The 23,602-nt window shown below is 63.3% G+C and carries 24 protein-coding genes; 15 read left to right on the forward strand and 9 right to left on the reverse strand.

What is annotated here, in order from left to right; all coding sequences use genetic code 11:
* A complete protein-coding gene (locus tag JWP26_RS15575; RefSeq protein ID WP_299729635.1) occupies positions 1-870 on the forward strand; it encodes a 4-(cytidine 5'-diphospho)-2-C-methyl-D-erythritol kinase in 870 nt (289 codons plus the stop codon).
* A gap of 176 nt (positions 871-1,046) precedes the next feature.
* Here the strand turns inward: JWP26_RS15575 and JWP26_RS15580 are convergent, their stop codons facing one another.
* Entirely contained in the window at positions 1,047-1,982 is a 936-nt protein-coding gene (locus tag JWP26_RS15580; protein WP_299730332.1) for a polyprenyl synthetase family protein, read from the reverse strand.
* A 252-nt stretch (positions 1,983-2,234) separates the two neighbouring features.
* On the opposite strand from JWP26_RS15580, the gene JWP26_RS15585 reads away from it, so the two are divergent.
* From JWP26_RS15585 to glyS, 8 genes are all read left to right on the forward strand, one after another.
* Complete coding sequence (locus tag JWP26_RS15585) at positions 2,235-2,942, forward strand: methyltransferase (protein WP_299729638.1); 708 nt, start codon at positions 2,235-2,237, stop codon at positions 2,940-2,942.
* 48 nt (positions 2,943-2,990) lie between these two features.
* Positions 2,991-3,836, forward strand: a complete 846-nt coding sequence (locus tag JWP26_RS15590) for a S49 family peptidase (RefSeq protein ID WP_299729641.1) — start codon at positions 2,991-2,993, stop codon at positions 3,834-3,836.
* Positions 3,837-4,061 (forward strand): hypothetical protein, encoded by a 225-nt coding sequence (locus tag JWP26_RS15595; RefSeq protein ID WP_299729644.1) that lies wholly within the window; start codon positions 3,837-3,839, stop codon positions 4,059-4,061.
* A gap of 97 nt (positions 4,062-4,158) precedes the next feature.
* Positions 4,159-5,064: a glycine--tRNA ligase subunit alpha gene (locus JWP26_RS15600; RefSeq protein ID WP_299730334.1), complete on the forward strand. Its 906-nt coding sequence runs from the start codon at positions 4,159-4,161 to the stop codon at positions 5,062-5,064.
* Between the two features lie 22 nt (positions 5,065-5,086).
* Positions 5,087-6,043 carry an aminoglycoside phosphotransferase family protein gene (locus JWP26_RS15605; protein WP_299729647.1) on the forward strand — a complete coding sequence of 319 codons (957 nt, stop codon included), beginning with the start codon at positions 5,087-5,089 and terminating at the stop codon, positions 6,041-6,043.
* Positions 6,044-6,200: 157 nt separating this feature from the next.
* The gene (locus tag JWP26_RS15610; RefSeq protein WP_299730336.1) at positions 6,201-6,752 is read left to right on the forward strand and encodes a LemA family protein; all 552 of its coding nucleotides are present in this window, start codon (positions 6,201-6,203) and stop codon (positions 6,750-6,752) included.
* Between the two features lie 4 nt (positions 6,753-6,756).
* Positions 6,757-8,673: a DUF2207 domain-containing protein gene (locus tag JWP26_RS15615; protein ID WP_299729650.1), complete on the forward strand. Its 1,917-nt coding sequence runs from the start codon at positions 6,757-6,759 to the stop codon at positions 8,671-8,673.
* Between the two features lie 273 nt (positions 8,674-8,946).
* The gene (gene glyS / locus JWP26_RS15620) at positions 8,947-10,971 is read left to right on the forward strand and encodes a glycine--tRNA ligase subunit beta (protein ID WP_299729653.1); all 2,025 of its coding nucleotides are present in this window, start codon (positions 8,947-8,949) and stop codon (positions 10,969-10,971) included.
* Position 10,972: 1 nt separating this feature from the next.
* Here the strand turns inward: glyS and JWP26_RS15625 are convergent, their stop codons facing one another.
* Positions 10,973-11,311: a hypothetical protein gene (locus tag JWP26_RS15625; RefSeq protein ID WP_299729657.1), complete on the reverse strand. Its 339-nt coding sequence runs from the start codon at positions 11,309-11,311 to the stop codon at positions 10,973-10,975.
* 65 nt (positions 11,312-11,376) lie between these two features.
* On the opposite strand from JWP26_RS15625, the gene JWP26_RS15630 reads away from it, so the two are divergent.
* Positions 11,377-12,357: a DUF808 domain-containing protein gene (locus tag JWP26_RS15630; protein ID WP_299729660.1), complete on the forward strand. Its 981-nt coding sequence runs from the start codon at positions 11,377-11,379 to the stop codon at positions 12,355-12,357.
* A gap of 36 nt (positions 12,358-12,393) precedes the next feature.
* Here JWP26_RS15630 and rnhA read toward each other — a convergent pair whose 3' ends face one another.
* From rnhA to ispH, 3 genes are read right to left on the reverse strand one after another with little or no spacing between them, the layout of a single operon-like run.
* On the reverse strand, positions 12,394-12,864 hold the full coding sequence (gene rnhA, locus JWP26_RS15635) for a ribonuclease HI (RefSeq protein ID WP_299729663.1): 471 nt from the start codon (positions 12,862-12,864) through the stop codon (positions 12,394-12,396).
* The gene (locus JWP26_RS15640) at positions 12,857-13,381 is read right to left on the reverse strand and encodes a GNAT family N-acetyltransferase (RefSeq protein WP_299729666.1); all 525 of its coding nucleotides are present in this window, start codon (positions 13,379-13,381) and stop codon (positions 12,857-12,859) included. Before JWP26_RS15640 ends, rnhA begins: the two co-directional genes overlap by 8 nt.
* A complete protein-coding gene (gene ispH, locus JWP26_RS15645; protein WP_299730339.1) occupies positions 13,378-14,349 on the reverse strand; it encodes a 4-hydroxy-3-methylbut-2-enyl diphosphate reductase in 972 nt (323 codons plus the stop codon). Before ispH ends, JWP26_RS15640 begins: the two co-directional genes overlap by 4 nt.
* Positions 14,350-14,448: 99 nt before the next feature.
* On the opposite strand from ispH, the gene JWP26_RS15650 reads away from it, so the two are divergent.
* The 3 genes from JWP26_RS15650 to JWP26_RS15660 all read left to right on the forward strand — a co-directional run bounded on the left by JWP26_RS15650 (position 14,449) and on the right by JWP26_RS15660 (position 18,714).
* Positions 14,449-16,734, forward strand: coding sequence for a putative PEP-binding protein (locus JWP26_RS15650; protein ID WP_299729669.1), 2,286 nt, complete (start codon positions 14,449-14,451; stop codon positions 16,732-16,734).
* 75 nt (positions 16,735-16,809) lie between these two features.
* Entirely contained in the window at positions 16,810-17,355 is a 546-nt protein-coding gene (locus tag JWP26_RS15655; protein WP_299729672.1) for a hypothetical protein, read from the forward strand.
* Positions 17,356-17,862: 507 nt separating this feature from the next.
* A complete protein-coding gene (locus JWP26_RS15660; RefSeq protein WP_299729675.1) occupies positions 17,863-18,714 on the forward strand; it encodes a cell wall hydrolase in 852 nt (283 codons plus the stop codon).
* A gap of 30 nt (positions 18,715-18,744) precedes the next feature.
* Here JWP26_RS15660 and JWP26_RS15665 read toward each other — a convergent pair whose 3' ends face one another.
* The 3 genes from JWP26_RS15665 to JWP26_RS15675 form a co-directional block, all read right to left on the reverse strand.
* A complete protein-coding gene (locus JWP26_RS15665; RefSeq protein ID WP_299729678.1) occupies positions 18,745-19,254 on the reverse strand; it encodes a hypothetical protein in 510 nt (169 codons plus the stop codon).
* Positions 19,255-19,366: 112 nt separating this feature from the next.
* A complete protein-coding gene (locus JWP26_RS15670) occupies positions 19,367-19,969 on the reverse strand; it encodes an HD family hydrolase (protein WP_299729681.1) in 603 nt (200 codons plus the stop codon).
* Positions 19,970-20,171: 202 nt separating this feature from the next.
* Complete coding sequence (locus tag JWP26_RS15675; protein ID WP_299729684.1) at positions 20,172-20,981, reverse strand: folate-binding protein; 810 nt, start codon at positions 20,979-20,981, stop codon at positions 20,172-20,174.
* 68 nt (positions 20,982-21,049) lie between these two features.
* Between JWP26_RS15675 and JWP26_RS15680 the strand changes: the two genes are divergently transcribed.
* Positions 21,050-22,378: a dihydroorotase gene (locus tag JWP26_RS15680; RefSeq protein WP_299729687.1), complete on the forward strand. Its 1,329-nt coding sequence runs from the start codon at positions 21,050-21,052 to the stop codon at positions 22,376-22,378.
* Here JWP26_RS15680 and JWP26_RS15685 read toward each other — a convergent pair.
* Entirely contained in the window at positions 22,326-22,997 is a 672-nt protein-coding gene (locus JWP26_RS15685; protein ID WP_299729690.1) for a DUF2306 domain-containing protein, read from the reverse strand. The genes JWP26_RS15680 and JWP26_RS15685 overlap by 53 nt on opposite strands.
* 13 nt (positions 22,998-23,010) lie before the next feature.
* Between JWP26_RS15685 and JWP26_RS15690 the strand changes: the two genes are divergently transcribed.
* Positions 23,011-23,475 (forward strand): hypothetical protein, encoded by a 465-nt coding sequence (locus JWP26_RS15690; protein ID WP_299729692.1) that lies wholly within the window; start codon positions 23,011-23,013, stop codon positions 23,473-23,475.
* The last annotated feature ends 127 nt before the right edge of the window (positions 23,476-23,602 follow it).

Here is a 23,602-nt window from a genome sequence, read left to right on the forward strand (position 1 = left end):
GTGCCACTGAGCGTCCAGGCAGCTCCCGCCAAGGTCAATCTCGCGCTGCATGTGACAAGGCGGCGCGAGGACGGCTATCACGACCTCGAAAGCCTCGTGGTCTTCGCCGACGTGGCCGACGACATCGAAGCTATGCCGGCCAAGGCCGACACGCTGGTCATCACCGGCCCCTTCGCCAAGGCGCTGGGCAACGGCGATAACCTGATCACCCGCGCGGTTGCGGCGTTCCGCGCCCAGTGGCCGGGCGCCGTCGAAGAACCCCTCGCCTTGACCTTGCGCAAGAACCTGCCGGTCGCGGCTGGCATTGGCGGAGGTTCTGCAGACGCCGCCGCTGCCCTGCGGCTGATGGCGGGCCTGTCGACCATACCCATTCCCTTGCCTGAGCTATCGGCTCTCGCGCTGCGGCTTGGTGCCGATGTGCCGGCCTGCCTGCTCTCGGTGCCGTTAGTGGCGCGCGGCGTGGGCGAAATTCTGTCGCCCCTACCCGAATTCCCCACGCTGCATATCGTATTGGTCAATCCGCTGGTGCCGGTCGCCACCGCGGACATCTTCCGGCGCCTGCGCGCCCATGACAATTATCCGCTGCCCGCTTTACCGTCGCCGCTGACGCGCCCGGCCCAGCTCGGCATCTGGCTGGCCGAGACCCGCAACGACCTGCAGCCGCCCGCGATCAAGCTTGTCCCGGTGATCGGTGATCTGATCGAGCTGCTCGGGCAAACCCAAGGCTGCATCTTGGCCCGGATGTCTGGTTCGGGCGCGACGGTGTTTGGGCTGTTTGGCTCGAGCGGGCAGGCCCATCAGGCCGCGCAGGTCATGCGTGCGGCGAACGCGGATCACTGGGTGGCGGCGGCGCCGTTGATTGTGCCGTAACGTTAGGGAGCCACGATCTGGCTCTCCTCCCCCTTGAGGGGAGGAGGTGGAGGGGGGGAAGTTTCCGCAGGCTGGGATTTGAGGAAGCCAAGGCGTCCGAGTTCAACCTGAGCAACCCCCACCCTGGCCCTCCCCTCAAGGGGGAGGGGACGATAGAGCGGCCATATCGTGCTTGTTTAATAAGCCCGCCGCACGCTGAATTCGACGACTTCGGCCAGCAGTGTTTTCATCTCGGAAGCCGGCAATTTCGCCAGTGCGTCGACCGCCGCCCGTGCATGATCGTCGGCCCGGTCGAGTGTCCGCGTCAGCGTATTATAGCGGCCCATGATGGTCACCACGTCGCGTACCTGGGCGTCGCTGGCATCTGCATCGCCAAGCGCCGACGAAATCAGCGCCTGCTCAGTCGGAGTGCCCTCCGCCAGCGCCAGAATCACCGGCAGCGTCATCTTGCCTTCGCGCAGGTCGTCGCCGGTATTCTTGCCCATGGCGCCGCTTTCGCCGCGATAATCCAGCACATCGTCGACCAGTTGGAACGCATTGCCCAGCTCCAGCCCATAGGCCTTGAGCGCCAGCCGGCCGGCATCGTCGGCACCACCCGCCATGGCGCCCACTTCGCAGGCCGCCTCGAACAGCGTCGCGGTCTTCGCGCGGATCACTTCGGCATAATCTTCGGGTGTCGTCGCCAGGTCCCCGGTCTTGGCCAATTGGAACACTTCGCCCTCGGCCATCGCCGCGGCAGCCGCCGCCAGCACGCCGAGCGCATCGATATCCTTGGTCTCGACCATCATCATGAAGGCCTGGCCCAGCAAGAAGTCGCCCACCAGCACGCTGGCCTGGTTGCCCCAGATCATCCGCGCAGCCGGCTTGCCCCGGCGCATGTCGCTCTCGTCCACCACATCGTCGTGCAGCAGGGTGGCATTGTGCATGAATTCGACGGCTGCCGCGAACTTGATCGCGCTGCCCACGCCGCCGCCGAACAGCGCCGCAGCCGCCACGGTCAGCATCGGGCGCAGGCGCTTGCCGCCACTCTCGATGAGATAGCGCGCCAGCTCGGGCACCATTTCGACGTGGGAATCGGCACGCTCCAGGATCAGCGCATTGACCTTGGCCATATCAGCGGAGGTCGCCGTCAGCAGGCGCTCGATCGCGTTGGCGCTGGGAGCCTGTTTTGTTTGCGTCGCCACTGACACCGGCACATCATCCTCGTTTGACCGCATTCGGCAATTCTGGTTGAGCACCGTGTGCCCAGGCATGTAAACTGGCGCCAAACCGGCCATTCGGATGCGATGTCCCTAGACCAGCCAAACGTCTTTGTAAAACACCAAACGCTGACGCGCGACGCCTTTTTGGGCGGTAGGATCACTGTGTCGCAGCCGCGCCACGGCTTTCGGGCGGGGCTGGACAGCGTCCTGCTCGGCGCCGCTATTGCTCCGGACAGCGCTGCATTGCTGGACCTCGGCTGCGGTGTCGGCACCGCCGGCCTCGTGGCGCTGGCGCACAACCCGGCATTGGCCGCGACGCTGGTCGATCAAAACCTCGAGATGCTGGCTTTAGCGAGGCTCAATGTTGAGGAAAACCGCTTCGCGGCCCGCACGACGTTGATTGAGGTCGATGTGGCCGCCAAGGGCGCCGCCCGCCTCACTGCCGGCCTGCGCGAAAACGCCTATTCCAGCGTCATCGCCAATCCGCCGTTTTTCGACAGCGCCGGTGGCACCCTGGCGCAAAACGGCGCCCGCGCCGATGCGCGCCATATGGGGGCGCAAAGCCTCGACCTCTGGGTGAAGACCGCCGCCGGCGCCGCTGCCGCCGGGGCCGAAATCATCTTCATCTATCCCGTCGAATCGCTGTCGCCGCTGCTGTCGGCCTTCGACGCCCGCTTTGGCGCCATCACCATATTGCCGCTCAGCCCCCGTGCCGACGCGCCGGTCACTCGCGTACTGCTACGCGCCATCAAGGGCTCTCGCGCACCCCTGACCATGCTGGCCACCCGCGCGCTGCACGATGCGGAAGGCCGGGCCTTTGCCCCCCAATTCGACGCAATTCTGCGTGGGACCGCCCAGCTCGTCTGGTAATTGGGTGCGATGCGCCCTAAATCTGGCGCGAGCAACATCGGAGCGGGCATGGCGCAGACACCGGCAAAACGGGGCAACTGGTTCAAGCGCCTCTTGGGGCGCGACAAGACCGTCATCCCCGTCATTCGCCTGCAAGGCGTGATCGCCGCCGACCAGCGCCAGGGCCGGCTCAATATCGCCAACGTCGCTCCGCTGCTGGCCCGAGCCTTCGCCATCAAATCGGCGCCTGCCGTGGCCATCATCGTCAACTCCCCCGGCGGCTCGCCGGTCCAGTCGCGGCTGATTTCCAAGCGCATCCGCGACCTCGCCAACGAGCACGACAAGCCGGTGCTCGTGTTTGTCGAGGACGCTGCGGCCTCGGGTGGCTATTTCATCGCCGTGGCCGGCGACGAAATCTTCGCCGATCCATCCTCCATCGTCGGCTCGATCGGCGTCATCATGGCGGGCTTCGGCTTTGTCGACGCCATCGGCAAACTCGGCATCGAACGACGCGTCCACACTGCTGGCCGCAACAAATCCACGCTCGACCCGTTCCAGCCGGAAAAGGCCGAGGACGTCGAGCGCATCAAGGGTTTCGAACTCGATATTCACCAAGTCTTCATCGACCACGTCAAATCGCGCCGTGGCAGTAAGCTCAAGGGCGCCGACGATGCGCTGTTCACCGGCGAATGGTGGACCGGGTTGCGCGGCCTCGACCTCGGGCTGATCGACGCTATCGGGGACGTGCACGAAGTGCTGCGCAGCCGCTACGGCAAGGATGTCGAGCTCAAGATGATCGCGCCCAAGCGCGGCCTGATCAATTTGCCCCGGTTCGGCTTCTCCGCGGAGAGCCTCGTGGGTGACGTTTCCGCCAGCATCGAGGACCGCGCCGTCTGGGCGCGGCTGGGCCTGTAGATGACCTACATTTTCCTCCGCCTCGCCATCTATGTCGGCATCGCGCTGATCATCTATCTCGGCATCCGCAAGATCTGGCGCGACTGGACGGGCACGTTCAAGAAGGAAGACGAAGAGGCCCGCCGCGTCCGCCGCGAACGCGACCTGCGCGAACGCGCCGAGCCCGGCGTTATTGACCTCAAGCGGGACAAGGACGGCACCTTCCGGCCGGGGGACAAGAAGTAGGCAGCGACTACAATGCCGATTGACCGGTTCCACCCGCCCCACTAGGTTCCGCCCGATATTCAGCCGGACCCGACCCATGACCGATCGCCCCTCCTACATGGACCCACGGAACTCGTTCCAGGGCCTCATCTTGACGCTGCAGCAGTTCTGGGCGGAGCAGGGTTGCGTCATCCTGCAGCCCTATGACATGCAGATGGGCGCCGGCACGTTCCACACCGCCACCACCCTGCGCGCGCTTGGCCCCAAGCCGTGGAAGGCCGCCTATGTGCAGCCCAGCCGCCGCCCCAACGATGGCCGCTATGGCGAAAATCCCAACCGGCTGCAGCACTATTACCAGTTCCAGGTGATCCTGAATCCATCCCCGGCCGACATGCAGGAGCTCTATCTGCGCTCGCTGACTGCCATTGGTCTCGATGTTGCGCTGCATGACGTGCGCTTTGTCGAAGACGACTGGGAAAGCCCGACGCTGGGCGCCTGGGGCCTTGGCTGGGAATGTTGGTGCGACGGCATGGAAGTCAGCCAGTTCACCTACTTCCAGCAGGTTGCGGGCTTTGAATGCTCGCCCGTTCCGGGCGAAATCACCTACGGGCTGGAACGCCTCGCCATGTATGTGCAGGGCGTCGAGAACGTCTACGATCTCAATTTCAACGGCGGCACGGGCGAGGACAAGGTCACCTATGGCGACGTGTTCCTGCAGAACGAGCGGGAATTCTCGAAATACAATTTCGAAGCCGCTGATACCGATATGCTGTTCCGCCACTTCAAGGACGCCGAGGACGAATGCAAGGCCATCCTGCTCAGGGGCGCCGAGGGCAACCGGCAGACCATGGCCGTCCCCGCCTATGAGCAGGTGATCAAGGCCAGCCACAACTTCAACCTGCTTGATGCCCGCGGCGTCATCTCGGTCACCGAACGCCAGAGCTACATCCTGCGCATCCGCGACCTCGCCAAAGCGTGTGGGGCGGCCTGGCTGGAAACGGCTGGCGGCGGGGCGGAGGACTAGGCTGCAACAAAGGGGCCGAGCCATGTCGACTGAGCAGGACATCATAGCCCCGACGGTCACCCAACTTGATCCCATCCTGCGCGATCTGGATGTCAGCGCACCTATCACCGTCACCGAACTGCAGGGCGGCACGTCGGCGACGTTTCGCATCAACCTGAGCGATGGTGGCGCACTGGTGCTCAAGACCTATGACGAGATCAGGGGCAAGGCACCGACCAAGGAGGCCTTCGCGACGCGCTTCCTTGATGGCCTTGACCTGCCGGTGACGCGCTATCTCTTGCTCGACGAGAGCAGGTCGCGGCTGCCGTTTCGCTTCGCCATCACGAATTACCTGCACGGTGCCTCCATCCGGGCCTTCAAGGGCCAGCCCGACGAGGCTGAAATCTACCGCCAGATGGGCGCGCTGCTGCGCAAGCTCCATGCGGTTCCAATGCCCGCCTTCGGCTATATCGGCGAAAGCGGCATCATCGATCCGGTGGCGAGCAATCTCGACTATGTCCGCGCCGAAGCTGAGCGTGAGTTCCAGCACTTCCGCGAACGTGGCGGCGACCCGGCACTAGCGAACCGGCTGGAACGCAGTGCCCGCGCCCGCTACGATCTGGCCGCGCACAGTCGCGGTCCCGTATTCGCACATAACGATTTCCATCCCGGCAATGTGCTTGTCAACCGCGACGCCGCGGGAAAACCGCAACTGACCGCGTTGATCGACTTCGGCAATGCCCGCGCTGCCGATGCCGTCTTCGATCTCGCCAAGTCCCTCTTCAACTGCGAGCATGAGTCCCCCGGCTGCACCCCGGCTATCCTCGATGGCTACGGGCCGATCGACCATCCCGATCCCGAGGCGGCACTCTGGCTCTATACGGTGCTGCACCGGATTTCGATGTGGTCCTGGCTGCGCTATGTCGGCGCCATCCCCGAGGGCGAGAATCACGAACTGATCACGGCCCTGCGCAAAATGGCGGACCAAGTCTCCGCCTGAGATGCCTTGCGGATTTCGCCGCCGTCTCGGGCGCGCGCCGGTTGTTTTAAGCGCGTGGTCTGCCCGCCAAATCCCGTTGCTTCCCCGCGTCCTCAATGCCAATGTCCCGCCGGGCATTGGGGCGGATTTCCGCCTCGCTTTGGAGGCGCTTATGGCCATCTGGATTATTCTTGCTATCGTCGTCGTCGCGGTCGTCTACGCGATCTCCATCTACAACAGCCTGGTCAAAAACCGGCAGCTGGTGCAGGAGGGCTGGTCGGGCATCGATGTGCAGCTCAAGCGCCGCACCGACCTGATCCCCAACTTGATGGAAGCCGTCAAAGGCTACATGACGCACGAGCGCGATACCCTGCAGGCGGTGACCGATGCTCGCACCAATGCGCAGAGCGCCTCCAATGCCAGCCCCGAGGAACGCGCCAAGGCCGAAGGCGCCCTGTCGGGCGCGCTGGGCCGACTGATCGCGGTGGCCGAGGCCTATCCCGACCTCAAGGCCAGCACCAATTTCCTGGAATTCCAGCAGGCGCTGCAGACCATCGAAGACGAAATCCAGCTCTCGCGCCGCTATTACAATGGCGCCGTGCGCAACCTGAATACGACGGTGGAGAGCTTCCCGTCCAACCTGATCGCCAACAACTTCAAGTTCGAGAAGGCCGAATATTTCGAGCTGGAAAACCCCGCCGATCGCGCCGTCCCGACCGTCAAGTTCTGACGCCATGCGCCCCATCGCCCGGCTTCTGCTTGCGCTGCTTGTCGGCGTGCTCCTGGCGCTGCCCGCGGCGGCGCGCGAAGAAATCCGAAATTTCACCGCCGATGTGATCCTGGCCACCGATGGCACGGTCAATGTCACCGAAACCATCGATGTGCAGGCCGAGGGCGACGAAATCCGGCGCGGCATCTATCGCGATATTCCCGTGACCCTGCTCGGACCCGAGGGCGGCAAGATCCGCCCCGGCTTCGATGTGCTTTCCGTAACCCGTGACGGCCAGGACGAGACGTTCCGCGTCGAGCGCATGGGCGATTTCCAGCGCGTCTGGATCGGCGATCCAGATGTCCTGCTCAATCCCGGCAAGCACCGCTACGTCATCAATTATACCATGACGCGCATGGCGCGCACTTTCCAGGATCACGACGAGCTCTATTGGAACGCCACGGGCAATTACTGGATTTTCCCCATCCTCAACGCTGTGGCCAATGTCACGCTGCCCGATGGCGCTGTGATCGCCAATACGGCCGGCTATACGGGCCCGGTGGGCTCGACCGAACAGGCGGTCACCATCACCCGCACCTCGGACAACACCGCCACTTTCCGCACCACGCGGGAACTGGGCGCGGGGGAGGGGATGAGCTTTGTCGTCGCCTTCCAGAAGGGCGTGCTGATCCTGCCGACGGGCCTCGACGCCTGGCTGCAATGGCTTTCCGACCTGCGCGAGGTCATTTTCCCCGTCATCGCGGCGCTGCTGGTGCTGGCGTACAATTTCCTCGCCTGGTCACGCGTTGGCCGTGACCCGGAAAAGGGCACCATCATTCCCCTGTTCCACCCGCCCAAGGACTTCTCCCCCGGCCTCGTCCACTACGTGCACAAATGGGGTTTCGATAAGTCCGGCTGGACCGCCTTCACCGCCACCATTTTCGAGCTTGGCGTGCTGGGCCTGGTGACGATCGACAATTCCGGCGACCACCTGCGCGTCACCGCCACTGGCAAGAAGCCCGATGCGCCCTTGCTGTCGGGCGAACAGATCGTTTTTAACTATTTCGCCGCCGAGGGCGACGTCACCGTCGACAAGACCACCGGGCCAGCGCTGCAGAAGAAGCGCGGCGAATTCGTTTCTGCCATCGAGAAGGAAAACCGCTCTACCTGGTTCAAGGGCAATCTCGGTTATGCGGTGCTTGGCTATGTGCTGGCGTTCGCGCTGCTTGGCGCCATGGTGCTGTTCGATGTCCTCGATCCGCTCTGGCTGATCGGCTCCATCATCATCGGCGTAGTGCTGGGCCTACTCGGAACCTCGTTCGGCTCCATCTCGCAGGGCGGCATTTTCACCAAGCTGTTCGCCGCCTTTTGGGTCTGCATCGTGGCCTTCAACATCTTCGGCTTTGCGCTGGATTCCCTCACCCACCTGACGGTCAATACCGCCGCCATCGCGGCGATTTCCATCGTGCTGATCACCGTGGTCTTCGCCGTGCTGATGCGTGCGCCCACCATTCAGGGCCGCAAGGTTATGGACCAGATCGACGGCTTCAAGATGTACCTGGACACCGCCGAAAAGGAGCGCCTCAACATCGCCGGTGAGCCGCCCATGACCGTGGATCGCTTCGAGCGCATCCTGCCCTATGCCATCGCGCTAGGCGTTGAAAAGCCCTGGAGCGACCATTTCGAGGCCGAACTCGCCCGCAACGCCGTCAGCGACGCCACCGGCGGCTATTCCCCGCTCTGGTATAGCGGCGGCAGCGGCTTCGGGGCCGGGAACATGGCCAGCAATATCTCCAACGCCGTCAGCGCTGCGGCCGCCGGCATGACCGCTGCCATGGTGGCGGCGCAGCCGGTGCAGGCGTCGTCCTCCGGGTTCAGCTCGGGTGGTGGTGGGGGATCCTCAGGCGGTGGCGGTGGCGGCGGCGGCGGTGGCGGGTGGTAATCGATGACGAGCGGTTGAGGGGGGCGAACCCTAATATTCGGGCTAACCGACACCCCTCCCAGCCTCCCCCATCACGGGGGAGGTGTCTCTCCACTCTTTGAACGCGATCCAGTTCAACCCACCGGCAGACACCTCCTCCTTGATGGGGGAGGAGGGAGGGGGTGTTAGTTTAGCCCCGATCCCCCAGACAGTCCCGCCATCACCCCAGCCAATGATGGACATCCGTCTCCCCCCAAGCTAACAAACCCGCGCCTCTAACGTCTGGTGCGTGCCATGCCCGAATTGCTGCTCGAACTTTTTTCTGAAGAAATTCCCGCCCGCTTCCAGCGTCGTGCGGCCGATGATCTGAAGAAGGCCGTCACCAACGCGCTGGTCGATGCGGGTCTGGTCTATGAGGGCGCCCGCGCTTTCGTCACGCCGCGCCGCCTGGCGCTGACCGTGACCGGCCTGCCGGCGCGTTCCCCCGATACACGCGAAGAAAAGAAGGGCCCCAAGGTCGGCGCGCCGCAGCCCGCCATCGACGGCTTTTTGCGCGCGGCGGGGCTGGCCTCCATCAATCAGGCCAAGATCGAAAGCGATCCCAAGAAGGGCGACTTCTACATCGCCCAGATCGAAAAGCCCGGCGCCGATGCCGCCACACTGCTGTCCGCCATCCTGCCCAAAATCCTCACCGATTTTTCCTGGGCCAAATCCATGCATTGGGGCAGCGGCAGCTTCAATTGGGTGCGCCCGCTGCGCGCCATCACCGCCACTTTCGGCAGCGAAAACGAAGACCCGGTAGTCATTCCATTCGCCAGCAATGAGCTGACCTCGGGCCAAACCACGTTCGGCCACCGCTTCCTCGCGCCCGACGCCATCAAGGTTCGTCGCTTCGACGATTACGTGACCGCGCTCGAACGCGCCAAGGTCGTGCTCGATCTCGATCGCCGCAAGGAAATCATCAAGGCCGATGCCGATAACCTGGCCTTCGCGCAGGGACTGACCGTCATCGCCGACGAAAACCTGCTCGAGGAAGTCGCTGGCCTCGTCGAATGGCCGGTCGTGATGATGGGTTCGTTCGATCCGGAGTTTTTGAAGCTCCCCGAAGAAGTCATCATTGCCACCATCCGCATCAACCAGAAATGCTTCTGCCTGCGCGATGGCTCGGGGAAGCTCGCGCCCAATTTCATCATCACCGCCAACACCATCGCCAGCGATGGCGGCGCCGTCATCACCGCCGGCAATGAGCGCGTCATTCGCGCCCGCCTCAGCGATGCGGCCTTCTTCTACCAGGGTGATCTGGCGACCCCGCTGGAGCATGGCCTGCCCAAGCTGGAAGACACCGTGTTCCACGCCAAGCTGGGCACCCAGTTCGCCCGCGTCGAGCGCATCGTCAAGCTAGCCGGTGATATCGCCCCGCTCGTTGGCGCCGACGTGGAGCGCGCCAAGCGCGCCGCCATGCTCGCCAAGGCCGACCTGACCACCGGCATGGTCGGCGAATTCCCCGAACTGCAGGGCCTGATGGGCCGCTATTACGCCATTGCGCAGGGCGAGCCCGCCGATATCGCCAATGCGGTCGAGCTGCACTACAAGCCGCTCGGCCCCACCGACAAGGTGCCGACCGATCCCACCGCCATCGCCGTGGCCCTGGCCGACAAGCTGGACATGCTTACCGGCTTCTGGGCCATCGACGAAAAGCCCACCGGCTCCCGCGATCCGTTTGCATTGCGCCGCGCGGCCTTGGGTGTGATCCGGATTATCGCGGAAAACGGCCTGCGCTTCCCGCTCAAGGTCGAGCCAGATCTGCTGGCCTTCTTCCACGATCGGCTCAAGGGGACGCTGCGCGATGCGGGCGCCCGCCATGATCTGGTCGATGCGGTGATCTCCGCCGATAGCGACGATATCCTGCAAATCATCGAGCGCGTCACCGCCCTGAGCGAACTGCTATCCTCCGATGACGGCGTCAACCTGCTCGCCGGCTATCGCCGTGCGGCCAATATCCTGGCTGCCGAGGAAAAGAAGTTCAATCTTGTCTACAATGGCGCGGTGGATCAGGACCTGCTGCGCCTGCCCCAGGAGACCGATCTGGCCTTCGTCGTCGATGCCGTGCATGCCGCCGTCTCGGCCCATGTCGGCCGCAACGACTACAAGGGCGCCATGGCCGAACTGGCCACGCTGCGCGGTCCAGTCGATGCGTTTTTTACCGCCGTCATGGTCAACGACGAGGACTCAATGGTCCGCGTCAACCGCCTGAACCTGCTCAGCCGCCTGCGCGAGACGATGCACCTGGTCGCCGATTTCTCGAAGGTGGCGGGCTAATTCACTGTGCGGGTAGCGCGCAGAGCACGCTGCCCATATTCGTCGTGAACATGAACGACGCCTCGCCCTTGGCGTCGGTTGTGAAGCTGCCGGTCAGCCCGATATCGGCCAGTGGCCCGCTGAGCGCGTTGACGCTATTGCCCGACGAGGCCACCTGGCCGCTGCCGCCCACCGCGGTCTTGGAGTCGAACTGATAGTCGCCGGCGACCTGCAAGGTCAGGACGCCGAAGGCCTTGCCGTTCATGTCGACGCATTGATAAACGCCGGGCGGGGGAAACTGCGCCAGCGCCGGCAGCGTTGCGACGAGGGTGAATGCGGCGGTCAGCAGTATTTTCTTCATGCCCGCGATATTGCGCCAAGGGCCAAGCGATGCCAAGTCACACTGGCGCTACAAAAGGATCGACGATGAGCATCGGACTTCTTGCCCTTCTTGATGACGTCGCGGGCCTCGTCAAGATCGGTGCGGCCTCACTGGACGATGTTGCCGGCCAGGCCGCCAAGGCCGGGGTCAAGGCCGCTGGCGCCGTGATCGACGATGCCGCCGTCACCCCAAACTATGTGCATGGCTTCGAGGCTAGCCGCGAACTGCCGATCGTGGGAAAGATTGCCTGGGGATCGATCAAGAACAAGCTGCTCTTCCTGCTCCCGGCGGCACTGATCCTGAGCCTCTTCGCCCCATGGCTGATCACGCCGCTGCTGATGATCGGCGGTGCCTATCTTTGCTATGAGGGCGCCGAAAAGGTGTTCCACGCTCTGGCGCCCCACAGCGCCGAAGCCCATGAGGCAGCGCTGGAACCTGCTGCCGTCGACCCCAAGACCTTGGAAGATCAACGCGTGGCCGGCGCAATCAAGACCGATTTCATCCTGTCGGCCGAAATCATGACCATCATCCTGGCCGCCATCGACGTGCCGGACTTCTGGACCCGCGCCGTGATCCTGGCCATTGCGGGCGTCGGCATCACCATCGCGGTTTACGGCGCCGTGGCACTGATCGTCAAAGCCGATGATTTCGGCCTGTTCATGGCCAAGAACGCCCGTACAGGTCCAGGGCGGGCGACCGGCCGCGGAATCGTGGTGTTCATGCCGGTCTTCATGCACGTTTTGAGCGTCATCGGCACCGCCGCCATGACCTGGGTCGGCGGCAGCATCGTCGCGCACGGCCTCTATCAATTTGGCCTCAACGGTCCTGAGCTGATCATCGAAGGGGCCGCCCATTGGGCAGAGCATACGTTGCCCGCAATCGGAGGCTTTGCCGGCTGGTTTGCCACCGCGCTGGTGGATTTCGTGTTTGGTCTGGTGCTCGGAGCGATCCTGATCCCAATCGCGGGATACGTGATCGCGCCGGCGTGGAAAGCGATCAAGGGTGTGCTGCCGAAGCGGGCCTGAACCTTCACCTCTCCCCCAAAGGGAGGTGAGAAGCCCCTAGACCGGCGGCATCAGCGGATCGCGCTTCTTCTGCTTGAACGGCGCCATGCCGTCATTGGCCAATTGGTCCGCGCGCTCGTTGAGGTCGTGGCCGGCATGGCCCTTGACCCATTTCCACTCGATGGTATGGCGCTTGGTCGCCTCGTCCAGCGCCTGCCACAGTTCGAGGTTCTTGACCGGCTTCTTGTCGGCGGTTTTCCAGCCATTTTTCTTCCAGCCCTTCATCCAGCTCTGCACGCCATTCTTGACGTATTGGCTGTCGGTATGGATTTCGACCGTGCAGGGGCGTTTGAGGGCATTGAGCGCCTCGATGGCCGCCGTCAGCTCCATCTTGTTATTGGTGGTCAGTTGCTCGCCGCCGCAGAGTTCCTTGGTCTTGTCGCCGTACTGCAAAATAGCGCCCCAGCCGCCGGGGCCGGGATTTCCCGAACAGGCCCCGTCGGTATGGATGATGACGGTTTCAGTCATGGGCGGGCCGTTCATAGATGTGGAACTGGCAGAGCAGCCCATTGGGTTCGGTTTCGACCCGCGTCGGTTCCATGCCGATCTTGCGGAGGACTGCGAGCGAGGGGGCGTTGCGGGTGTCGGCAAAGCCGATGAAATGAGAGGCGTCGGTGTCCCGGAAAATCCAGTCCCGCAAAGCCGATGCCGCTTCCGTCGCATAACCCTGCCCGTGATGCTCCTCAAAGAGCGCGTAGCCTATCTCTGGCTCGCCGGTGGGGGGATAAATGCCGTAGCCGGCCCGGCCGATGAAGGCCCCGTCCGATTTCCGCGTTAGCCGCAGCTTGCCCAGCTCGCGAGTTTCGAACAGCCCGATCCAGCCTTCGAGCGCCGTGCGCGCCTTAGCCTCGCTCCATGGCATGCCGTCCACCGACAGATAGCGCGACACATTCGGATTGCCATGCAACCGCACCAGGTCATCGACCTGATCCATCGTCCAGCCGCTGAGCACCAGCCGCTCGCTCTCGATCAAATCCAGGCTCATTGACCAACGGCCGCCGCGATAGTCCGCAATTCGCGCGGAATGTTGAAAGCGATATTTTCCCGCGCTGTCACCCGCGCCTCCACCTTGATCTCATAGCGCTGGGCGAACGCCTCGATCACCTCGTCCACCAGCTTTTCCGGCGCCGAGGCGCCCGCCGAAACGCCCAGCGTGCGAATGCCCTCAAGCCGGCTCCAGTCGATCTCCGAGGCCCGGTCCACCAGCATCGAGACCTTGCAGCCGGCGCGTTCGGCCACTTCCACGAGGCGCAGTGAGTTGGACGAATTGGACGAGCCCACCACGATCATCGCGTCGACCTCTGGCGCCACCGATTTGATGGCCTCCTGCCGGTTGGTCGTGGCGTAGCAGATGTCTTCCTTGTGCGGCCCGTTGATCGCCGGAAACCGCGCCTGTAGGGCTCCGACGATTTCGCGCGTGTCGTCCACCGACAGCGTCGTCTGGGTCACAAAGGCCAAAGTTTGCGGATCGCGCGGGGTGAAAGTGGCTACATCCGCCACCGTCTCGATCAGCGTGATCGCGCCCACTGGCAATTGCCCCATCGTGCCCACGACTTCGGGATGCCCCTTGTGACCGATCAGCACGATCTCGTGGCCCTCGGCAAAGTGCCGCTGCGCCTCCACATGCACCTTGCTAACGAGCGGGCAGGTGGCATCGAGGAAGAACATGTTGCGGGTGCGCGCATCGGCCGGCACGCTCTTGGGCACGCCATGGGCCGAAAACACCACCGGCGCCCCGGTATCGGGAATTTCGTCCAGTTCTTCGACGAAGATAGCGCCCTTGTCGCGCAGTCCGTCCACCACATATTTGTTGTGCACGATGGCGTGGCGCACATAGACCGGCGCGCCGTATTTCTCCAGCGCCAGCTCAACGATCTGGATGGCTCGATCCACCCCGGCGCAAAATCCGCGCGGGGCACACAGCAGAATGTCGAGATGTGGCCGCTTTTCCATTCCAGTGAGATGCTTTCTGATCATGGCCAAGTCAAGTCTTGTTGCGGTGACCGGCACTGATGGGCATTATGCAATGGTATTGACGACAAGGACTTATCGGTGAGTTTGGCGCAGGAAATGTTTGCGATTGCCCCCGCTCTGGGGAAGGCAAACCTGTCGGCCAGCCAGCTCAAGCTGCTCGCCGGCAAGGCCCGCTGGATTTTCCGCGTCGGGGAAACCGGTTTTCCCACCATCCCAACCATCGCCATCACCCGCGGCGCCTGGGAAGCCTTGCAAACCGAGCGCGCCCGCAAGGACACGCGCCTGCGCACCCATTGGATCGCCTGCCTGTTCAAGCTGGTGGGGGAGGATGCCAAGCCGCCGACGCTGGTGGTGCGTACTTCCGCCAGCCACCACAATGGCGGCCTCATGCCCGCCAAGACCGGCATCAGTCCGCCAGCAAGCCCCGAAGACGCGGTCGATCCCAGCCGCCCGCTGGCTAAGGCCATCAAGAACGCCTTCGATTCCTACGGCTTCGGTCAGGCCTGGTCCGGCCCACGGCAGGACGATGACCGCTCGCGACAAATCGTCCTGGTGCAGACCGCTGCGGCCGGCGAGCTGGAGCAGTTCCTGACCCGCAATGCCGTCACCGGCGCGCTTGGCCCAGCCCCCGTCGATGGCTTCGCATTGCCGCGCCTGCCCGAGGGCATCCATGCGCTGGTCAGCCTGCTCGACGCCAAGGCCGGGCGCCACATGACCTGCCTTGTGGCAATTCAGCGCGGGCAAGTGCAGTTCGTCTCCGCGCGCGGCATTCAGGCGACCCCGGCCGCCGAGCTCGAAGCGGCCGTCGATCGCGTGTCGCGCAAAGTCTGGTCAGCGCAGAACGCCGTCAGCCGCGTCGATCCGGCCCGTATGGCGCAATTGCTGCATCCGCGCCTGCGCTCCACCGAAAACGCTGCCCCCATCGCCATCGGCCTTGGTGTTGCCCCCGGTGCCGCCAGCGGCATCATCGTGTTCAATCCCGAGGACGCCGCGCGGCTGCGCGCACGGGGCAAGCACTGCATTTTGGTGGTCAACGAAACCGGCCCTGCCGATATCGAGGGTATGAAGGCCGCAACGGGTATCCTGACGGCGCGCGGCGGCATGTCAAGCCACGCCGGGGTTATCGCCCGCATCACCGGCAAGCCCTGCGTCGCCGGCGTGCGCAACCTGTCGGTCGATGCCACCGAGATGATCGCCCGCATCGGCGATCGCGAATTCCGCAGCGGCGACCGCCTGACCATCGATGGTAGCGACGGCCACGTCTATGCCGGCGTGCTTCCACTGGCCCAGCCGCATATCGGCGGCGCCATCGGCAAGCTGCTCGGCTGGTCCGATGCTTCCCGCACCATCGAGGTGCGCACCAATGCCGAGACCGTCGAATCGGCCCGCACGGCGCTCAGTTTCGGCGCCGAAGGCATTGGCCTCGCCCGTTCTGAACACATGTTCTTCTCGACCGAGCGCATGGTGGCACTGCGCCGCATGATCCTGAGCGAAGACGAAGATGATCGCGCCCGCGCTGTCGATGGGCTGGTGGGCTTCCAGACTGGTGACTATTCCGACCTGTTTTCGACCATGAAGGGCCTGCCGGTCACCGTCCGCCTGTTCGATCCGCCCTTGCACGAATTTCTGCCCCGTACCGATGAGGATATCGAGGAAACGGCGCAGTCGCTCGGCCTTGCCGTACGCGCTTTGCGCCTGCGGCTGGAGCGAATTGCCGAAATCAACCCCATGCTGGGGCACCGCGGCGTGCGCCTAGCTATCACCTATCCAGAAATTCTGCAGATGCAGATGCAGGCTGTCATCGCGGGGGTTCGCGCCGCCACCGAAACTCAGGACCAGCCAGTCGAGTTCGAGGTCATGGTTCCCTTCGTGTCGACCGTCAGCGAAGTGGCCTGGGTGCGGGACAAGGTCAACACCATCGTGGCCAATTCGGGTGTGCTGCGCTCCGGCAAGGTCAAATTCTCCTTCGGCACCATGATCGAGTTGCCGCGTGCCTGCCTCCGCGCTGGCGAAATCGCGCCGCTGGTGGATTTCTTCTCCTTCGGCACCAACGACCTGACGCAGACCACGTTTGGCATTTCGCGCGACGACGCGCCGACCTTCCTCGCGGCCTACCAGCGCAAGGGCATCTATGAGCGCGACCCGTTTGTCAGCATCGACGAGAAGGGTGTCGGCGAGTTGATCGCCATGGCCATCGCCCGCGGTCGCGCCACCAATCCCGGCCTCAAGATCGGCATTTGCGGCGAACATGCCGGCGATCCGGCCTCGTTGCGGTTCTTTGCCGGCCTCGGCATAGATTACGTCAGCTGTTCACCCTATCGTGTTCCGGTGGCCCGGCTGACCTTGGCTCAGGCCCTGGCTTAACTAACGCGATTGCAACCCCTATATGTACGTGGCGCAGCGCGGCACGAGACCGCGCACACGATAGGGATGTTGCTTTTGAAACTTCTGCCGGTTCTGGCGCTGCTGCTTTTGCCTCTGCTGCCTGCCACCCCCGCCTTCGCCCAGAGCAACGGCGCGAGCTGTGCCGCCGTCACCGATGATCCCGAACGGCTCGCCTGCTACGATGCCATTTTCCGCGCCGCGCCCGGCGACACTGCCAACAGCGTATCCTTCAATTCTGAGCAATTGATCCCCGCCCGGCCCAGCGGTCGCCAGCCCGCGGTGATGACAGTGGCCTGCGCTGCCAAGGTGCTGTCGGTCAAATTTGCCTTTGCGGGCAATACCATGTCGCCCATCGGCGGCGACGCCGGCATCAGCCTGCAGCTCGATCTGCAAGCCGCCCGCAACCTGACCTTGCCGACCACCGACGCCAACACCGCCCTCCTGGTGACCCGCGACGCCAAGACCTTCCTCGAGTCGTTCCAGGGCGCCACGAACCTGACCGTCCGCGTCACGCCGGTTAGCACGCGCTCGCTCACGGTGCGCTTCCGCGTCCAGGGCCTCGACCTGGCCATCGCCCCGATTATCGCGGCTTGCGAGTAGGTTTCTACCGCCGCCGATAATAGGTGGGGTGTTCGGAGCCACGATCTTAGGATCGGGGCTTAACCTCCCCACCCTTGATCCCTCCCCGAGTTGGGCAGGGTGTCGACTGCAAACGCAGTTGTCCTACTGATGGCTCACAATCCTGCGACACAATTACCCGTCACATCTGCGCCCGCATTTCCCCACGCTGTCGTCACATCGCCCGTTTACCGCCTGCTAACCCTAATCAGACATCATCACGATCGTCGGCATTTTAGCGTCACTTTCGCCGGCGATTAGTTTTGTTGCGTAAGTGTTGAGTAGCGTTTGATGGCCCATCCACACCGGCCCGTCGCCCGAAAGGGCGCGGCCAGAGCGGTTGCTCGGCGACACCCTTTTGCCCGTCTGCTGGCATTGGGCGTCATCGGCACACTGAGTTTTGCGGGCCTCACCGCTGCTGCCCACGGACCCGCGTCCGGAGATCTGGGCAATTTGGGCAAGCCCATGCCGGTGCTTGTAGAGGCCAGCATGGCTCATTCCAGCACCGATGCGATCATCACCGGTTCTGTCAATACCCTGGCCGATACCGCCAGCTTCTCTGGCCCCAACCGCGCCGAAAAATCCGATCGTCACCGGCCCACGCCCACCGCCATGGCCATCGCCATGAGCTTTGAGCGGGCCCGCATGCACATTGCCGAGATGCGCGCCGGTCCGGCCACGCCAGCCGCAACCACTCAGCTTGCCGACGCTGATCCGATCATTGTCGGCAAAGGCGAGGACCAGCCGCGCATTTCCGTCGCTGCGCTCGATCCCGCGATGGACTCCGATGCCCTGCGCGCCATTGCGGGGCTCGCCCCCGAAGCGGGCGCGACCCCCATGCCGATGCTAGCCTCGGACCAATTGGCCTATGCCCGTGCCAATGCGCCGGCTACCGGGGCTTATGCGGCGGGCGCCGTCATGACGGCCGATGCCAAGCAACTCTGGTGCCTGTCGACGGCGATTTATTTTGAAGCGCGTGGCGAAAGCTATCGCGGGCAGGTGGCGGTGGCGCAGGTGGTGCTCAACCGGGTCAAGGATCATCGCTATCCCAACACCATCTGCGGGGTCGTGTACCAGAACCAGACGCGGCGCAATTCGTGCCAGTTCTCGTTTGCCTGCGACGGCATTCCGGAGCGCATTAATGACGAGAAGTCCTGGGCGCAAGCCGAGGAAATCGCCAGCAAAGTCACTGCCGGCGAGCTTTATCTGACTGAAGTCGCGGACGCGACGCACTACCACGCCAGCTACGTCCGCCCCGCCTGGGCGCCCCGCATGACCAAGGTCACCCAGATCGGGCTGCACATTTTCTACAAGTTCAAAAACGGCTGGCTGTTCGGCTAATTGTGGCAAGCATGCTGGATTTCTTCATCGTCAGCAGGTTGTCGTATGCCGGGTGAACACGCAGGTGACGCCATTGCCGCTGAAGGTCGAGTGGTCGCGGCTGCGGATGTGCACGAAGGAGTTGCCGCGCGCCAGCGGCAACGCGATCCAATGGTGGCCAATGCCGAGGACTGAAATCGCGCCGGCATTTTCCGACGGCACTTGGTTCACTTCGATGCCCGGATACTGGATATTGTTCGAAAACATCGCGTCGGTCGAATAGGTGCCCGTGGCGGTTGTGGTGATGTCCACGTAACTCACGCGGCCGAATTCGACCTTCTTGATCCGGCTCTTGCTGGTGGGCGTGGTGTCGACCGTGTCGTCGTACTGCACATCGTAAGTGCTGCCTTCGAACTTCACCAGGCCGTTGGGATCGATGCCGGTGCGCGTTTCGTCGGCAATGGCAGCCATGACGGCGCCCGGCCCGATCGCCGCGACACCCATGCCGCACAGTACCCCTACGGCCATTCCCAGCAGCACGTTACGATCCGGCAAAGCCATGGCGGTGTGTCCCGAAATGGAGCGAATGTTCGCGCCCTCTTAACACTTCATTACCCATAATGGCGGCGCTGGAGCAAAGTTCATCCTTTGTTAGGGTTAATGTCCTTCGGTTTCAGAGCGTGATGGCGTGGAACGCGGCGACGAAGCGGTCATGGGCTTCGCGCGTCGGCCACGGCCGGATCAGGCGGTCGAAGGCGTCCACGTCAAAGGTCGGCATGCTGGGCTCGCCGAAGAATTTGCGCGCTTCAGGGGGCGCGAAGCCGGCGAGGTGGACAGCCTCGAAAAACGCTGCCTCGCGGTCCGCCTTCTTGATCAGCTTGGTGAGTGCCGCGGTGGGCAGTGCCGGCAGCGAAAAGCGCAGGTGGATCGCGCCGAGCAGACGGTTTTCCACGTCTTTGTAATTGCCGCCCATCGCCGCCTTGAAGGGGGAAATAATGTCGCCCATCACATATTCGGGCGCATCATGCAGCAGCGCCTGCAATTGTGCGGCCCCGTCGGCCTGTGGATTGTGGGCGCGGAACAGTTCGAGCACCAGCACCGAATGCTGCGCCACCGAAAATGGATAATCCCCGATCGTCTGCCCGTTCCAGCGCGCCACGCGGGCCAACCCATGGGCAATATCGCTCAGCTCCACGTCGAGCGGGGAGGGGTCCAGGATATCCAGCCGCCGTCCGGACAACATCCGTTGCCAGGCGCGGTCTTTTCCGCGTGCCATGCTGCCCCCAAAACTGATTGAGCCTTGAGGGTAGGGCAGGGCGGCCGATTCTTCAATTTCTACCCTTCACCTCTCCCTTCGGGGGAGAGGTCGGCGCGCAGCGCCGGGTGAGGGGGCCTTCACAGGGTGAAGTGCGTGGGGAACGCCCCCTCACCCGCCCCAAGAGGGTCGACCTCTCCCCCAAGGGAGAGGTGAAGAAGCGCTACGCCTCTTCGGCGCTGACCTCGCCGAAGGCGTAGGTGGCCCATGAGGGCAGTTCCAGCGTCACCGACTTCCCGTCCACGGTCGCCTCGACGTCTGCGCCAAACCGGTCCAGCCGCAAGATCCCGACCGCCGCGCCATCCACCACCCTGCCAATGGTCCCGCTATCGCGCCCATTCGCCAGCACCGGCGCTGCCGTCTCCACCCCATGTACGATCACCGGCCGCCGCCGCGCGGTGCCGCGATGCTTCATGCGGCTAACGACTTCCTGGCCGACGTAGCAGCCCTTGGCGAAGTCGATGCCATCGAGGATATCCATGCCGATATCGTGGGCGAAGACGCTATCGGGCGCAAAATCCTGCCCCAGTTCGGCAATGCCTGCCGCAATCCGGGCCTGTGCATAGTTGCTGTCGTCCGCCACCCAGCCCTTGGCTTCGTCGGCGCTGTCGATCACCCGATGGCCGATGCGCCCTTGATGCACGATTGCGCCGGGCTCCACCGCGCCCGCCCAACCCACACGATGGGTCTCGCGCAAATCATCGATCACGACGCTGGCGCGGAGGCGGTACATTTTCATGCGCTTGAAGAAATCATCTGCCACCGAGGCATGGACATCGAGCCACAGCGCTTCGCGCGCCCAGCCCGCCAGGCCCTCGGCCAGCACTTTGCCCTGCGGCGACAACAGCGCCCACCACGCCGCCTCGTTCCCCGCATTGGGGACTGGCCCGGTCACCACATCATTGAGTAATTTATGCGCGTCCGGCCCGGAAAACCGGAACACGGCACGATCGGCACGCAAATGCATGGTCATGTTGACTTGCCCCTGAGGCGCAGCTTCCGCTAAATCGGCCACGAACGATTGGCGAGCGGGACCAAGACATGGCGCACTACGAGCAGATTTTCAAGAACGGCACGCTGGTCAACCATGATGGCACCGGGCTAGCCGATGTCGGCGTGCGCCATGGCCGCATCGCCGCTCTCGGCAATCTGTCGGGCGACACCGCCGATCAGGTCATCGATTGCCACGGCCTGCACATTCTCCCCGGCGTCATCGACACCCAGGTGCATTTCCGCGAACCGGGCCTGACCCACAAGGAAGACCTCGAGTCGGGCTCTCTCTCGGCCGTCATGGGCGGCGTCACTGGCGTGTTCGAAATGCCCAATACCAATCCGCTGACCACAACGCGTGAAACCTTTGAGGCCAAGATCGCGGCGGGCACCAACCGCATGCATTGCGATTTCGCCTTCTATATCGGTGGCACCCACGAAAATGTCGGTGAGCTGCCCACGTTGGAAAAGCTGCCGGGCTGCGCCGGCGTCAAGGTGTTCATGGGCTCCTCCACCGGCTCGCTGCTGGTGCCTGATGACGACGGGGTCGAAAATATCCTGCGTGCCATTTCCCGCCGCGCCGCCTTCCATTCCGAAGACGAATACATGCTCGAAGAACGCAAGCATCTGCGCGTTCCGGGCGATCCATCCAGCCACCCGGTCTGGCGCTCGCCCGAAGTGGCGCTGAATTCCACCAAGCGCTTGGTCGCGCTGGCTCATAAGACCGGCAAGCGCATCCATGTGCTGCATATCTCGACCGGTGAGGAAATGATCTTCCTCGCCGACCACAAGGATGTCGCCAGCGTCGAGGTGACGCCGCATCATCTGACCCTGGACGAAACCGCCTATACCAAGCTGGGCACCTATGCCCAGATGAACCCGCCGGTTCGCGACGCTGTCCACCGCGCCGGCATCTGGGCCGGTGTCGATAACGGCGTAGCCGATATCCTGGGCTCTGATCACGCGCCGCATACGCGCGAGGAAAAGGACCACGCCTATCCCGCCAGCCATTCCGGCATGACCGGCGTGCAGACGCTGGTGCCGATCATGCTCGACCACGTCAATGCGGGCCGCATGAGCCTCACTCGCTTTGTCGATATGACCAGCGCCGGCCCCAACCGTCTGTTCGGCATCGCCAACAAGGGCCGCATCGCGGTGGGTTATGACGCCGACCTGACCATTGTCGACCTCAAGCGCATCGAGACCATCCGCAACGAAGACGTCAAATCCCGCGCCGGCTGGACGCCCTATGATGGCGTCTCCGTCACGGGCTGGCCCGTCGGCACCATCCTGCGCGGCAATACGGTGATGTGGCAGGGCGAGTTGGTCAGCCCATCGCTGGGCCAGCCGATGCGGTTTCTCGAGGCGTTGCCGGCCTAGGGGGCGGCCTCCTGTTAAGACGCAGCCAAAGTGCCACTCCGATAAGCGGCAACCCCCAGGCTATCCAAGCATCAAGCGCATAAAACGCCTCAAAATACTCGGACACGCCGAAGACTTTCCACAAGCCCAGATAAATCCGAAAGAACAACGCCCCCGACGTAACCGCCGCCATCATCAACATACAGGCTCGGTGAGAAGCAACGCGCCCAACCCGAATATTCCAGATGCCAAGGCCTAGCAGGACTATCCAGGTGATGCCCTGGGCCACAAACCCCGCCGCCGAAATTCCCGTCACAGGCACGACCACTGCAACCGGGATCGCCGTAATACCAGCGATTAAAATGTCTATCGCCGTGATGCGCCCCACTAAACGGTGCCATCTTGTGCCGCGCAAATATAAAACCAGCGGCACCAGCAACAGCGCCAAACCGCCCGTCACCATGTGAACGGGGAAAATAATCGGCAAGAGTTCCAGTTTTACCGCCAGCGCTTCGGGAAAGCCCTCATTGTCGAAACTTTCGGAAATACCGCGCACCGCAACATAAATGACAAAACTAGCTAAAGGCGCTAGCATTAGCCATCGGCAAACTGACCCAATCCTTGGGCTAATTTTATTCAAACCGGAGTTCCTGATGGCTCATCGCACCCACATTATTGCAAGCCTGACGCTGGGCCTAGCCCTCGGCTTGAGCGGAACTCTGGCATACGCGGCAACCGACCAATACTACGGTCGCTGGACTGTAAGCGATGACAAGCCGGTCTATTCATCTAAAGGCATTCTCTATAAAACTATTGATGTTGCCCCCTGCGGCAAAGATTTCTGCGGCGTTTCCGTTGCCGATGATAACGCCTGCGGCGAAGTTCTATTTCGCTTTTTGACGACCCATGCGGACGATGAAGAGTTGGTTGGCAAGGCCAGGTGGGGCAAGCTCAAGAAGAAGCTGCAACTCGGTTTTGGCACGGTCGAAAATGATGCGCCCTATATGTATCTGGGCTTAGGCTCCGACGATATGGACCTGAGCGGCCGTGAGGGCAGCATTCCCACTTTCCAAGCTGATTATAAGCGGGACGGCGACGCCGCCTGCACAACAGACTAACCAACATCTGGAACCTGTTCCACGCCAGTCTGAGTGGTGAGGTGCGTCGGGCACCTCACCACGACTTTGCACCTTCAGCGCCGCGGCTCCGGCTTCCACCGACCGCGCCGCATCCGGGTGGTCAGGC

It is taken from the genome of Devosia sp. (assembly GCF_028290435.1).
Lineage (GTDB): Bacteria > Pseudomonadota > Alphaproteobacteria > Rhizobiales > Devosiaceae > Devosia.